The organism is Paenibacillus sp. LHD-38 (genome assembly GCF_031157315.1).
GTDB lineage: Bacteria > Bacillota > Bacilli > Paenibacillales > Paenibacillaceae > Pristimantibacillus.
The window spans coordinates 42,234-56,280 of the sequence record NZ_JAVIFU010000046.1; the positions used below are offsets into that span (position 1 = coordinate 42,234).

10 protein-coding genes are annotated in these 14,047 nt (G+C 48.5%); 6 read left to right on the plus strand and 4 right to left on the minus strand.

Annotated elements, in window-relative coordinates:
• The first annotated feature begins 80 nt into the window (after positions 1 to 80).
• The 4 genes from RCO25_RS27595 to RCO25_RS27610 all read left to right on the plus strand — a co-directional run bounded on the left by RCO25_RS27595 (position 81) and on the right by RCO25_RS27610 (position 7,160).
• A complete protein-coding gene (locus RCO25_RS27595) occupies positions 81 to 1,877 on the plus strand; it encodes a sensor histidine kinase (protein WP_308999290.1) in 1,797 nt (598 codons plus the stop codon).
• Positions 1,870 to 3,501, plus strand: a complete 1,632-nt coding sequence (locus RCO25_RS27600; RefSeq protein ID WP_308999291.1) for a response regulator — start codon at positions 1,870 to 1,872, stop codon at positions 3,499 to 3,501. Before RCO25_RS27595 ends, RCO25_RS27600 begins: the two co-directional genes overlap by 8 nt.
• Before the next feature lie 138 nt (positions 3,502 to 3,639).
• On the plus strand, positions 3,640 to 4,959 hold the full coding sequence (locus RCO25_RS27605) for an ABC transporter substrate-binding protein (protein ID WP_308999292.1): 1,320 nt from the start codon (positions 3,640 to 3,642) through the stop codon (positions 4,957 to 4,959).
• A 98-nt stretch (positions 4,960 to 5,057) separates the two neighbouring features.
• Complete coding sequence (locus tag RCO25_RS27610; protein WP_308999293.1) at positions 5,058 to 7,160, plus strand: glycoside hydrolase family 36 protein; 2,103 nt, start codon at positions 5,058 to 5,060, stop codon at positions 7,158 to 7,160.
• A gap of 559 nt (positions 7,161 to 7,719) precedes the next feature.
• On the opposite strand, the gene RCO25_RS27615 is transcribed toward RCO25_RS27610, so the two are convergent.
• Positions 7,720 to 9,774: an acyltransferase family protein gene (locus RCO25_RS27615; protein ID WP_308999294.1), complete on the minus strand. Its 2,055-nt coding sequence runs from the start codon at positions 9,772 to 9,774 to the stop codon at positions 7,720 to 7,722.
• A 304-nt stretch (positions 9,775 to 10,078) separates the two neighbouring features.
• Here RCO25_RS27615 and RCO25_RS27620 point away from each other — a divergent pair, with 304 nt between their 5' ends.
• The gene (locus tag RCO25_RS27620; RefSeq protein WP_308999295.1) at positions 10,079 to 11,326 is read left to right on the plus strand and encodes a TolB-like translocation protein; all 1,248 of its coding nucleotides are present in this window, start codon (positions 10,079 to 10,081) and stop codon (positions 11,324 to 11,326) included.
• 138 nt (positions 11,327 to 11,464) lie between these two features.
• Here the strand turns inward: RCO25_RS27620 and RCO25_RS27625 are convergent, their stop codons facing one another.
• The 3 genes from RCO25_RS27625 to RCO25_RS27635 form a co-directional block, all read right to left on the minus strand.
• A complete protein-coding gene (locus RCO25_RS27625; RefSeq protein ID WP_308999303.1) occupies positions 11,465 to 12,433 on the minus strand; it encodes an MraY family glycosyltransferase in 969 nt (322 codons plus the stop codon).
• A gap of 111 nt (positions 12,434 to 12,544) precedes the next feature.
• Complete coding sequence (locus RCO25_RS27630; RefSeq protein WP_308999296.1) at positions 12,545 to 13,075, minus strand: type III secretion system chaperone family protein; 531 nt, start codon at positions 13,073 to 13,075, stop codon at positions 12,545 to 12,547.
• Between the two features lie 19 nt (positions 13,076 to 13,094).
• Positions 13,095 to 13,745: a hypothetical protein gene (locus RCO25_RS27635; RefSeq protein WP_308999297.1), complete on the minus strand. Its 651-nt coding sequence runs from the start codon at positions 13,743 to 13,745 to the stop codon at positions 13,095 to 13,097.
• A 44-nt stretch (positions 13,746 to 13,789) separates the two neighbouring features.
• Here RCO25_RS27635 and tnpA point away from each other — a divergent pair.
• Positions 13,790 to 14,047, plus strand: a 258-nt coding sequence (gene tnpA, locus RCO25_RS27640; protein ID WP_308999298.1) for an IS200/IS605 family transposase, incomplete at its 3' end; no start/stop codon positions are given.

A 14,047-nucleotide genomic window follows, 5' to 3' on the forward strand; every position in this document is an offset into this window, starting at 1 on the left:
GGGGTAAAAAGGTGAACGGAATGATGCGATGAAAGGATGAGAAGACCATTATAACGAAAACGTTTAAAGCAGCATTGGCAATGGTCGAGCGCGTGAATAGACGACTGGTGAACAAGCTTATTTTGCTTTTCACGACCATTATTATACTCGTTGTCGCGTCGTTGACTTTTATTTCATATCAGATGTTCCAGAAGGAGTCCGTGACGAACAGCATCGCCAGCACATCCAATAACCTGCTGCTCGTCAATCAGAATATGGAGGATTATTTGAAAGGAATGGAGCAGCTCTCGCTCCCGCAAATCCGGTTCGATGAGATTACGTATGCCATCATGCACGAATCGGAGGACTATGCCTCTAAGATGTATTTGGAAAATTATTTGCGCCAGCTTTATTATTCACGGAATGACCTTCAAGCGATTTATCTTTACGTCGTAAAGGAGAAAAAATATTATTCTATTTCCCAGGAAAACTACAATATCTCGGTACGAACGGGCACGGAGCCGGGGATTTCTGAATTGTCATGGTATTCGAAGGCAATGGAAAGCCCCTTCAACCGCTCCTATCAGTCCTTTGTAGAGCCTGAGTCCGAGGTAGGCTATCCCATTCAGACAGAAGACACCTTTATGGCTTATCACAGGGTATTGCGCTCCATCGTATCCAGGCAGCCGCAAGCGGTCCTGTCTTTTTATTTCGATTCCTCGGTAAGCGATGAGATCCTAAAGGATATTCCTTTTGACGAGGGCCAGCATTTATTATTCTTAAGCCCGGACAACGAACCGTTTTATACGGATGACAAAAGCTTTTATAAAAGGGCGGAATCGATGGATTTAGCGGATAAGCTGACGGATAAGCCAAACGGCCAGTTAACGTGGTCGGAGGCGGGTCAGAAGTATCTTGTTGTCTACGATATCGGTGAACAGGAGGGCTGGAAGCTTGTTAAGCCGATTCCATACTCGCAAATTTATGAGGCGGCAAGGACGACACGGAATCTAAGCTTTATTATCGGTTTTCTATTCCTGCTGCTGTCCACGATCGGCGTGACTTATTTCTCCAATGCGATTACGAAGCCGCTGCAGAAGCTGTCCTATCACATGAACCGTTTTAGTACAGGTGATTTTGATGCAGAAGCCGAGGTGAAGGGCAGAGACGAAATTGCTTATTTATCACGTCATTTCAACTTAATGGTGAGACGTACGAATGATTTGATTAATGAACGCTACAAAATGAAGCTGGTTGAGAAAAATGCGATATTAAAGGCGCTGGAGGCCGAAATTAATCCCCATTTCTTATATAATGCGCTGCAAGCAATCTCGACAAAAGCTTTGAAAAACGAACGTTATGACATAGCCGATATGATCGATGCTTTGGCGCTTACGCTGCGTTACTGCATTAGCGGGAAGGATATCGTGCGGGCAAGAGAGGAACTGAAGCATATTGAGAACTACCTGTCTCTCCAGAAGGCGCGCTTCGGCAGTCGTTTGCAGGTGACCTATGATTGGCAGGATTCGATGCTGGAATTGGAAATTCCAAAGCTGTCTATTCAGACGCTTGTAGAAAATTCGATCAAGCATGCGCTGGAAAAGGTATCGAGCACCATTACGATCGATATTCGTGCCGTAATAACCGATTCACATGCCGTTATTTCGGTAAGGGATAATGGGCCGGGCTTCACGCCCGAGCGGCTGGAGCAGGTGCGGAAATCCTTTTTAAATGAGTGGAAGGACCGTGAGGATGAGAACGAGAGCATCGGTCTCGTTAACTTGAATACGCGGCTGAAACTTCTTTACGGGGATGAAGCAGAGCTGATTATCCATACGGATAAGACAGGCACGGAGATGGAAATGTTATTACCGCTGGGGGGCGTGAGCCATGTATAGTGTACTCATAATTGATGATGAAGAGCCGCTTCGCGAGGCGATTCGTATTTTAGGCGATTGGAAGGGATTAGGCGTTTCAGAGGTGCTGGAGGCGACGGACGGGAAGGTCGGTCTTGCGATGCTGGCTGAGCAAAAAATCGATCTGGCCATGGTGGATATGAAGATGCCGGAGCTGAATGGAATGGAGCTTCTGCAAATCATAGAGCGCGATTATCCCGATTTGCTGACGATTGTCATAAGCGGCTACAACGACTTTGAGTATACGCGTCAGGCGATTCGCTCCAAGGTTGTCGATTATTTGCTAAAGCCGGTAAATCGGCAGGATTTGAATCAATCGCTGCGCAAGGCGATCGATGTGCTGGATGCGAAGCGAAAGAAAGAGAGCGATTTTATTAATCGCAACATCACGCTAAATATGTCGCTGCCGCGCCTGAAGGAGAAAGTGTATCAATCCATTATTGAGCGGAGCTTCAAGAGCCAGTCGAATGAAGCTTTCCTGCCGTTGATCGGCGCGGACGACCCAAGCAATCGTTTTACGGCCGTCGTGCTGCGGGTGCTCAATTTGGAGCAGATTAGAAAGAGCCGATTCCATGAGGACACGGATTTGCTGCATTTTGCGGTGGCCAATGTGATGAATGAAATTGCGGGTGATCATTTCGGGGCATTCAGCTTCGCCAGTCCGAAGCAGGAGCGTGAGCTAATTGCGATTCTAACGATGAAGGGCGGGTACCCGGAGGATATCGCTTATCGCTCCATGCATCAGTTAAATAAAGTAGTTTCCACCTTAAAGGAGCTATTCGGCGTGATCGTAGCTGTCGGTATCGGACATTCTACGACAGAAGCGCTGGAGCTCGCTTCCTCGTATGAAGCGGCCAAAGCATCCATTAGCGGAATTGATCTGCTTAAGCTGAAGGGTGCAATTGTTGCGAGTGCTTCTGATAAATTAGCGCTACCTAAGGACAGTCAGTCCTTAACCAGTCGGATTCTCGTCATTCGCAGCGCGCTGGAAAGCGGCAATGTACATAATGCCAAAACGATTTTGAGCGATTATGTGAAAAAATGGCGCTCCTCGGATCGGTTTAATATCTGCGAAGCGGACCGCGCGCTGCATGAATTCGTCATTTTGCTAAACGATATGGCGATTGAGCTGGGTGTTAACCAGGAGGAACTGCCGCTAAGGGGTGACCATGCGCTGCGGGATATCGGCATTTTTACTGATTTTGCAAATATTGATCAATTCGAGCAGCTTTTAAGTGGAATTTTGGATTATTTCAGCGGTGAAATTAGGAAATCCCAGATGACGAATCAGCCGTTTGAAGTAGGGGATATTAAAACCTATATCGACAATCATTACTTTGAGGAAATCAAAATTTCAATGTTTGCGGACAAGTATTTTTTGAGCAGGGAATATTTGATGAAGCTGTTTAAGCAGCAGTTCGGTTTTGGGATTCATGAGTATGTACAAAGGGTTCGAATGGACAAGGCGAAGGAGCTGCTGGACGATCCAAACCTGAAAATCCAAGATATTTCGGAAATGCTGGGATACAAGGATAAGAACTATTTTAGCAAGGCATTCCGCAACTATTATTCGTTGTCGCCAACCGAGTATCGGTCCTCGAAGTGAACGGTTAAAAAGTGAACTGCATGCAGCATGACACTTTTTTACCCTTAACTATTCACTTATGTGCATTCTTATCCTATTTCTTTTTCTTTAAAATAGGCATCGTAGACCACAATCAATGAAGGAAATGGGGGCATTACAATGTTTAAAAGATTTCTGGCACTGTCCGTCAGCCTAGTGCTGATTATCGGAATACTGGCTGCTTGCGGCAGCGACAAGAACAATACGACAGGCAACAACGAGGGTACAAATACCGGTGATAATACGGAAGCCACGGATAAGCCAGTCACAATCAATATGTTTACTGCCTCTCCAGAATACACAGATGCTTTCAATGCATACATCGCAGAATACAAAAAAGTAAAACCAAACGTTACAATCAATCTAGAAATTATGCAAGCCGACTATAATACGGTTCTAAAATCGAAAATCGCTGCAGGAAGCACGCCGGACGTATTCCAAACGACTGCGGGCGGAGATATCGACACTTTTGCTGAATACAGCGCGGATTTGACTAACGAGCCGCTTGCGGCTGCAATGACCGATTCTGTCAAAATCAACATGAGCTCCAAAGACGGCAAGGTGCTTGGCTTCCCGGTCAAAGGCAATCTGATGAACATGGTTTACAACAAAAAACTGCTTGCGGAAGCAGGCATTACTGAAGTGCCGAAAACAACCTCCCAAATGGAGGATGCGATCGCGAAGCTTGAAGCAAAAGGCATCACGCCGTTTGCCAACGCTTATAAAGAGTGGTGGGTATGGAAACATATTTTCCAAAACTTCGTGAATGCGGCTGCTGAAGATGCAGGCATCACGCCGAAAGAATTGGTTGGCAAATTTATTGCCGGCGACACAACGTTCAATGATCATCCTGTATTGAAAGACAACTTCTTCAGCTTCATCGATACGACTGTAAAACATGGCACGAACAAACCGCTTGAGCGTGACAGCAATGCTGAAGTAAGTGACTTCGCTTCGGGCAAAGCAGCATTCATGACAGGCAAAGGCGCATGGGATGAAGAAGCGATCAAAAAAATTACGCCAGACTTTGAGCTTGGCATCGTTGGTTACCCTGTAAGCGAGAAAGCAGAGCAAACACTGCTCGTAACTGGTGCGGACCAAGCGCTTCGCATTAACAAAGATTCTAAAGTTGCAAAAGAAACGATTGAATTCTTCAACTGGCTGTACACTTCCGACTACGGTAAAAACTGGTTCTCCAGCGTAGCGAAGGTTATTCCTCCAATTAAGGATGCTCCGCTTCCTGAGCTGGATATGCCGAAGCAAATGGAAGAGATTATGAAAACAGAAAAATCCGGCGATTTGTCGGTTAACTACTCTCTAGATACGTTCCACCAAAAGTTTGGTGAGTTGATGCAAGCTTACATCGGCGGCAGCAAAACGAAAGACCAAGCCATTGACGAAATTCAGAAAGCTTGGGTTCAATTCGGTTCTGCAGAGTAAGGCTATCAATAGGCAATTTCTTAACTCAGCACTTTTACAGTGCTGAGTTAAGCTGTTTTTAGGGCAGAAAAAATGGCGGTTAAGGATGGGGATGCGCGATGAGTAAACTTATTGAAATCGTAGAAAACGGACTGCACCTGCAGTTTGAGATTACCGAAAGCGGCGATGTGTTTTTTCTCCATTTTGGAGCACAGCCTTTGGCTAAGGATATTATTGAAGAGAAGCAAAAGCCGGGCTTTCGGCTGCTGGAGCTGCAATTAACAGGCGAGGACCGAGCGGAGTATCACGGGCGTACGCATCGTGCTTCTTATCCCGGACTGAGAATGATATATGATTCGCATGAGGATTCTCGCAATGAAGGGGGACGCAAGCTGGAGCTTGCATTGCGGGATGAGGTTACGGGATTAAAGGCCGTTCAGCATTTTCAGTTCTATGACGGCTTACAAACGGTTCGCAGCTGGACGGTGCTAAAGAATGAGGGAGCCTCGGATGCAGAAGTGGAATATGTGTCCTCCTTTGCGCTGACCGGAATCGACAAAGAAGGCCAGCAGGACCGCGATGAAAAAATGAGGCTCTACTTGGCGCATAACGGCTGGCAAAGCGAGCTGCAATGGCGCTCTTACAAGTTGCCGGAGCTGGGCATGTCGCATTTGATTGACCGCGGCTCCAAGCGCGTATCCTGCAGCAATACCGGCTCATGGTCAGCGGCAGAGCATATTCCGATGGCTGTTCTGCAAAATGAGGAAGCAGGAACTAGCTTGTTCTGGCAAATTGAGCATAACGGCTCCTGGCACTGGGAAATCATTGAACAGTCTGATTTGCTGACCGTGCTCATCAGCGGTCCGACAGAGCATGACAATCACTGGTGGCTGAAGCTGGCGCCAGGCGAGGAATTTGTCTCGGTGCCGCTTGCCATTGGCTCGGTAGAAGGCGGCTTCGAAGAGTCCATCGAGCAGCTGACGACGTATCGCAGACGTATTCGGAGACCGAATGAGGATAACCAGCTGCTGCGGGTTATTTTCAATGATTATATGAACTGCCTATGGGGTGCTCCTACCACCGAGAAGCTGCTTCCGCTTATTGATGCCGCCGCCGATGTGGGCTGTGAATATTTCTGTATCGACGCGGGCTGGTATGCGCCGGGCGAATGGTGGGACGGCGTTGGTGAGTGGCTGCCTTCTGAGGAGCGATTCCCGGAGGGCATCAAGTATGTGCTGGATTACATCCGCGGCAAAGGATTAATTCCCGGCTTATGGCTGGAGCTCGAAGTAATGGGCATCAATAGTCCGAAGCTGGCGGAGACCGATGACAGCTGGTTTTTCATGCGTCACGGCAAGCGGGTCAAGGACCGCAGCCGTTATCAGCTCGACTATCGCAATCCGAAGGTTATTGCCCATGCGGATGAGGTCATTCGGCGGTTGGTCGAGGATTACGGCGTCGGCTACATCAAGATGGATTACAACATCAATGCCGGCATTGGAACAGAAAGTGATGCCGACAGCTATGGGGATGGACTGCTTCAACATAACCGCGCGTATTTAAGCTGGCTCGACAAAACGTTCGCCAAGTATCCGGACCTGGTTATTGAGAACTGCTCTAGCGGCGGCATGCGCATGGACTATGCGATGCTGAGCAGGCATAGCATTCAGTCGACAAGCGACCAAGAGGATTACGTGAAATACGCGGCGATTGCTGCGAGCTCACCGGCTGTATTAACTCCAGAGCAATCGGCCATTTGGTCCTATCCGCTGCGCGAGGGCGACGATGAGGAAGTTATTTTCAACATGGTCAACGCCCTTTTGCTGAGGGTTCACCAGAGCGGTCATTTGGCGGAGCTTAGCCCGCGGCGCAGAGAGCTGGTAAAGGAAGCATTGGATTATTATAAAATCATTCGCGGCGATATTTCTGCAGCGCTGCCGTTCTGGCCGCTCGGTCTCCCGACACAGCAGGATGACTGGATCAGCTATGGCCTGCGCCATGAGGACCGGATTTATTTGGCCGTGTGGCGCATTAAGGGAAGCTCGCCTACGGTTAAGCTGCCCCTTGCAAGGTGGAAGGAACAGCAGCTGGAGATGAGGTGCGTGTATCCTGCCGAATCGCATGGCACTGAAATGGTTTGGCATGAAGCGGAAGGCATGCTGGAGGTTAGCTTGCAAGACGTGAGAACCGCGAGGTTGTTTGAGCTTCGGGCAGGTAAATAAGATGGAGCAGTTGAGAGCGATGTGAATGGAATCGCGCTCAACTGCTCCATTTTTTAGATGCGAATTATTAAGTTACCACTAATAGGTGTACATTTCTATCTCTGCAAAACAACAGCTTTTACTATGGAGGACAACGACCGCCGTTTAGGCTTGGTTTATTAACCCGTTAACGTCAGCAGGATGCTGCTATGCAGCTTTTAATTTAGAAGGAGAAACTTCCGTTAATTGTTCGTTTTATTCGGATTTATTGAATATAACGGGTAAACATCATGTTAATTCGTATCGATTGGCGATTTTCACTTAAGAACGCTTACTTTAACGGGAGAAATTCCATCTAAGTGAACGCTGCAGCACTATACTAACTATGTAACGGGAGAAATTCCAGTTAAGTATAGACCGTAGCACAATACCATTCATATAACAGGAGATATTTCTGTTAAGTGTAGACTTCAGCCTAATACCAACCATGTAGCAGGAGAAATTCCTGCTACATGGGATAGTGTGCGAGATCATTTAATTTGGGAGCCGCCCAGCAAAAAATAACCTCATAAATTTATTCTCAAATAGCATCAGCCAGCAAATCCGCATAAAACTCCGCGCCATGCGTCTTCAGGTGTACGCCGTCCTTGGAGAAGAAATCTTCTTTTCCTTTGCTTGCGGAATACCAATCCACGACAGTCACGTGTTTATTGTTTTTGGCCGTTTCGGCTAGCATTTTATTTACGGTATCCTGCCACTTGCGCGGTACGCGCGTGTTCACCATTATAACCTCGCGTTCTTCTCCGATTGCATCAAGCAGCGCATTCATCTGTTTGGCAGTAAAGGCCCCGTTTGTGCCAAGCTCGATAATGACCTTGTCGCCTAGCTTGCTGTTCCTTTTCAGCTCGTTAATAATTTCCTCTGCTTGAGAAAACTGTCTGCCAACCTTGCCGTCTATATGGATGCCTGGCAGCCGTTTTTCAAGATAGGGACCTGCATCTAGCAGAACGGAGTCGCCAATTGCCGTAATTTTACTTACATTGCCGGAAGCGTCAGGCTCGTTGCCATCCGAAGGCTTTGCCGTACCGCTGCTGCTGCCCGCTGCTTCCGTATCCGTTGTTGTATCGGTTACAGGCTTGCCTCCCGCTGTGACGGTATCTGGCTGCTTCTTGCCACCTACTGCACCTGAACCCGGTTCTTCCGATGGTTTCCCGATGGATGAAGCGGGATCTTCAGGCGTCGGCGTCGATGTTGATGTTGGAGTTGGAGCCGGTTTATCTTGCCCATTCGAATCAGGCTTTGTAACCGTTCCTCCTTGGCCGACTTCCATGTGTTTTTCCGTATTAGGCAGTTCAGCTGCCTCATTAGAATGGCCGGGCTTAACCGTGCCGATATCGCTGCCGTTGCTGTTTGCAGATTGCAAATCGACGCTGCTAGTGCAGGAAACGCAGGAAACAATAAGCACGATGCCTGCGAAATAAGACGTTGATTTACGAAATTGCGGAAGGCTAATCCGCAGAGCTTGCTTCTTAAGCAAGGCGAATAGCTTGCCCAGCGCGCCATGCCGAATCGGTTCCTCCACAAACCGCCAGGATAGCTCCGCAAGAACAAAGGTAAGAGCGACTTGAATAAGAGCGCGTACAGGTTGGAGCTCACCGATCTCTGCAGTAGGTGTAGTCAATACGATAATCGGATAATGATACAAATAAATGCCGTAGGAGCGGACGCCGATCCACGCAAGAAATTTACTGCCGATGAGCTGTGCAAGTTTACTTGCGGGATGCGCCGTTGCAGCGACGACGGCCGCGGTTGCTATAGCGAGCAGCACCATGCCGCCGCGGTATAGTGAAGCATCGTATTCACCGGTTTGGCCGATCATAAACAAAATAATAATCAAACCAGCCGTTCCCACGGTATCCAAAAGAAGGCGGCCACGGACGGAAACCGATGCGGAAAGCTTCCAGCTCGGCCAGACGACGGCAAGCGCCGCACCGATAAGGAGAGCGAACGCTCTCGTGTCCGTACCGTAGTAAACGCGGCTTGGATCCATGCCAGGCTGATAGAGCAGCGCCATAGCGCCGGCCGAGATTGCGGCTGCCGCAAGCGTCCATAAGGCGAGCATGCCGCGTTTTGGAACGAAGCGTATGACAGCGATCAATACGAGCGGCCATACGAGATAAAATTGTTCCTCGACCGCGAGCGACCATAAATGCCCGAATGGGGATTCGGGGCCGAAGCTCTCGAAATAGGAGACCTCATGAAAAATGAGCCACCAGTTGCTTATATAGAGTAAAGCGGAGCCGATATCTCCTTTTAGGGAAAAGAGTCTGTCGGCATCGCTGATCATTAGCCATAGGGATACAAATGCGATCATGAGGAACATGGCAGGCAGAAGCCGTCTAGCTCGGCGGATGAAAAATGTTTTTAAATCAATCGACTTTCTTTGGCCCAGCTGTTTAAGCAAGATGTCGGTAATGAGATACCCAGAGAGGACAAAAAACATGCTCACGCCAAGCAAACCGCCCGGCACGGCTTTGAGGTTTAGATGATAGGCGATAACAGCGAGAACAGCAATTGCGCGCAGGCCATCGAGCCCGGGCATATATCGGCCGCTGTTGCCGATTGGTTTAGGCATGGCATACTCCTCCTTCGCAACACGGGATGGGGAGACTTGCGGCATGGCGGGTTAGACGAAGATCGTGAGACAAGCAGCGGTTAGTGTGGATACGGATTGAAAAAATGATGTTCAGCCCCTCTGGATGATAAATCGTTGTAATAGCAATTATAGAGTGAAAGACGAAAAAATTCGTAACAGAACAGTTACAAACCGGTATCCAACCGGAAACAACAAAACGCAAGGCTGCGAGTGAAAAGAAGTATGATTCGGCGGCTGGAGGGAACGGTAACCTTAATGTGATTTTTCGGAGGAGGCAGAACACGTGAAATCTTTGAAAATAGGGTTGGCCATGTTGTTGTTTGCTTTGGTTTGGATGGCAGGAGGTACGGAAGACGCTGAGGCCGTAAAGGGGGACAACGAGCTTATTGCCGCTTTTGTGAGAAACGGAGATCTTTGGATAAAGAGAAATAACCAAGAGAAGAAGCTGGCCGGCGGGCCTTTTATCCGAAACCCGAGGTGGTCGTTTGACGGGAAGTGGCTCGCTTATACGAAGGGAGAATTCGAAAAGGAGCTTTGGGTGCTGGAGCTGAGTACGGCTAGGAGCAGTCTTGTCCATCCGGAGGGCGGATCTCGTTTCCAGTGGTCGCCTAGTGAAGAGAAGCTGGCCTATCAAATGAACGGACAGCTGCAATATGTCGATGCAAGAAGCCCTAATAAACCGCTTGGAACAGCTGATGGAATCGGCAATTACTCATGGCTGCCAAGCGGCGATGGCTTCTTTGCGTCCTCGCAGTCCGAGCTGCTGCCAGACGGATGGACGCCAATCATTCTTTACCGGATACCGATTAAAGCACTGGGAGACATAAGTCAATATATAACGGTTCACGTGCTGCCAAAGCAGTCGGATGATTTTTTTGCAGTTGGGACAAGCGTGTTCAAATGGTCTGCTGACGGCCGTTGGATCGCTTTTCTGGCTACGCCGACGGCTTCATTATCGGCCGATAGCAATACGCTGTGCGTCGTTTCAGCGGACGGCGTCGTATTTCGGACACTGGACGAGATGGTGAATAACGCGCAGTGGTTTGAATGGGCAGACCGCGGTGACCATTTAGCCTATATTGCCGGAGTTGGACGCGAGGCAACAAGGAATAAACAGCTGAGGGTGCTGGCGGTGACCACGGAGAAAGCGGCTGAATATACGCCTAAAGATTTTGTCGATCAAGCTTTTGCGTGGCAGGGTTTGGCGCATATGGTCGTGTCGAGAGCAGTCGAATCGAAGGAAGGCAGCGGCTTGTCCGAAGCTGCATATCCTTATCTAGTCAGGGTGGAGCTGGAGAACGGCAGGCAGAAGCTAATCACGAAGCCGTCTAAGAAGCATGGCGCTTACAATCCAATTGCGCTGCATTCGATGCTGGCTTGGGTGAAATATAACGGGGCTGAGGCAGACGTGATGTTGGCGGATGAGAACGGACGCCATGCTGGGGAGTGGATCAAACGGCTCGACATTGCGGATTCGTATTATGGACAGTGGAACTGGCCTGCGGTACTGTCTTTTTATTGCTCAAAATGAAGGGTGAACGAACGAAGAGGCTGTCCCAAAGGCAATATGCCTTTATGGACAGCCTCTTCAAACCGTCTGTTAAAGAGTTTAGTTTTATTCTGAGCTGCCTTTGACAGTCAGCTATACAGCTTGCTGTACTGGCTAACTTTAAATCTGAACAAGCAGCAAAATAATAGAGGATAAGCATAGACAGGTGCTGATTAAGCAGAGAAACATAACGACCTGCTTATGGTTTAAGCCCGCCCGGAGCAGGCGGTAATGCGCTTGGCTGGCATCTGCCTGATAGATCGCTTTTCCTTGCAGCATCCGTCTCACCACGACGAACAAATTATCGAAGATTGGAACGCCCAGCGCCAAAATCGGAATGAACAACGACATGACGGTCGCTTGCTTAAAAGCGCCATCCAGCGCGATAACCGCCAAGATGAATCCGAGAAAGGTAGCTCCGGCGTCACCCATGAATATTTTGGCCGGCGGCTTGTTGTATCGTAAATAGGCAATGGTGACCCCTACTAAAATAATGGCCATAATGGCGGAGTTGGATTGACCTTTTGCAATGGCAACAACAAAAAGCGTGACGGCCGATATTGCAGAAAGTCCGCCAGCCAGCCCGTCCATGCCATCGGAGAAGTTAATGACTGTCGTAACGCCGAATATCCATAAAATAGTGAGCGAAAATTGCAAAATGACAGGAAGCAGTACATATTCGCCTGATAACGGGTTGTAAAATCCGGTGAAGGAAATGCCGGAGGCATAAACAAGCACCGCAGCCGATATTTGCACAATAAATTTGGGAAGCGAAGGGAAATCCTTGCCCTTTGTCTTATACCAATCATCGACCGTACCAATGATGAGCAGCAGCACGCCCCCTGCGAAAATAGCGCCGGTCTGCAGGGAGAAATCCCTGGTGACTAGCAAATACGTAAGGAAAAAACCAATAAAGATCACATAGCTTGCCGTGAGTGGAATTGGCTCTCGATGAAGCTTGCGCTCAACGTCCTTGCGAGGCTTGTCCACAAAATCAAGACGGAAAGCCAGCCTGCCAAAGGGCGGTATCAAGAAATAAACGATTGCAAAGGAAACCACTAGAGAGAGTGCGTATAAAATAATCGTCACCACCGTTATTTTTTGAAGGAACAACAGAATTATACAATCCGAGCAGAAAATTGTCGATTGGCGGAAACGTATGTGAGAAGATATTAATCTAGCAGCAAACGGTCAAAACGGCTACAGAGTGAGCGTTTCCAGTATATCATCGGAAGAGGCCTTGCCTGCTGCAACCTTGAGAAATGCCTCCATATAAAGCTGGTGAAGGTGAAGAATAAGCCCGTTTTGCGTATCGATGGCTTTGACGTTGGATACGTCCTCATTACCTAACAGAAGGAGCGAGTTGTGCTTGAAATAAACCACGCCTGTGTCTTCGAACAATCCGAATGCGCCAAGAGGCAGAATTGTATTCAGCTTTGCCGCTAAGCAGAGAAGCTCTCCGTGATAAGCAGAGGAAACCTCTTCTGCAATCGTAACGAAGGTTTGCAAAATACAAATGCCCGCAGCCTTGGCATCCTCCATATTCGGAAGAAAGCAAAGCTCCAGCTGTATGTCCCGCGCTTCCTCGCCAATCTCATCAAACTGGACAATGAACGAGCGGAACGGATCGTCGGATGTGGGCTCCGCCCAGCCGGTTTGAAAGCCTTCGGCTTGATAGTCGGTCTCCAGTAATAGCAGCAGACGGTTTGGGCCTGTTGAAAAGTTTGTCATATATACCTCCCGGCTGCATCTAAGTGTGCAGCTTTTTCGCAATCAGATCGACTTTTGGTGTTTTCTTCTTAGAATCAGGCGTTAGGCCGATATTTTTGATTAAGGTAATATACTGCGGATCGGATTCTAGGACGCCTTTCTTGTAAACGGTATGAGCGAGGTCGGTAATGATCTGGCTGTAGCATTGACCAACGGAGTTAAAGCCGTTTTGCTGGAGCAAGCTGCCGCGAATGACGGACTTGTCGGGTTTGGCCTGCGGATCAGCCGCTTGAAGCTCGGCAACCTTCTTATCCACCCCAAGGAAACGATCAACGATTTCTTCCTTGCGCGTACGTTTCTTATAAAATTTATAGATGGCGGTAATACCGCCGATTGTGCCTGCAACGCCAAGCAATAACCAGCCGACAGGCGTGGCAGCGCTGGCAAGCAGAAGCCCGCCGCCGACAATCATGGCTGCGCCTTTAAGTGCGGTAGCTGCGCTTTTCTTGCGGTTGATTTCTTGCGTGCTGGCCCCGATGTTAGCCGCTAGGTTAAGGTTTGCGTCCTTGCCGGCCGTTTCCTTTTCGAGCTTTTCGAGATTGTAATTTAGCGCCGAAAGACCCCTTGCTTTAGCTATGGGGATGTAAGGTGCTTCGGGTGAAGGGCAGCTAAAGCTGCCTTTATCACCCAATGGCAATCTACTGTTTTATGGTATAATTTTCTTGGAATGAATCGATGTCACAGCGAGAAGTGGAAAGTAATCACAATGCAACATTTGACTGTAAGTACCATGTTGTATTTTGCCCGAAATATAGACGCAAAGTTCTAATACCTCCTATTGATGTAAGATTAAATGAACTGTTCCAGCTTAAACCAGAAGAACTTCGAGCTGAGATTGTGGAAATGGAAATCATGCCTGATCACGTCCATCTACTCATCAAGTGCGACCCGCAGTTCGGCATCCACCGTGTAGTTAAACACTTGAAAGGGTTC

What these genes read in the sequence shown, in the direction of transcription:
- RCO25_RS27595 (WP_308999290.1), top strand. Translation starts at nt 81, where the DNA reads ATGGTCGAGCGCGTGAATAGACGACTGGTGAACAAGCTTATTTTGCTT.
- RCO25_RS27600 (WP_308999291.1), top strand. Translation starts at nt 1,870, where the DNA reads ATGTATAGTGTACTCATAATTGATGATGAAGAGCCGCTTCGCGAGGCG.
- RCO25_RS27605 (WP_308999292.1), top strand. Translation starts at nt 3,640, where the DNA reads ATGTTTAAAAGATTTCTGGCACTGTCCGTCAGCCTAGTGCTGATTATC.
- RCO25_RS27630 (WP_308999296.1), bottom strand. Translation starts at nt 13,075, where the DNA reads ATGACAAACTTTTCAACAGGCCCAAACCGTCTGCTGCTATTACTGGAG.
- RCO25_RS27610 (WP_308999293.1), top strand. Translation starts at nt 5,058, where the DNA reads ATGAGTAAACTTATTGAAATCGTAGAAAACGGACTGCACCTGCAGTTT.
- RCO25_RS27615 (WP_308999294.1), bottom strand. Translation starts at nt 9,774, where the DNA reads ATGCCTAAACCAATCGGCAACAGCGGCCGATATATGCCCGGGCTCGAT.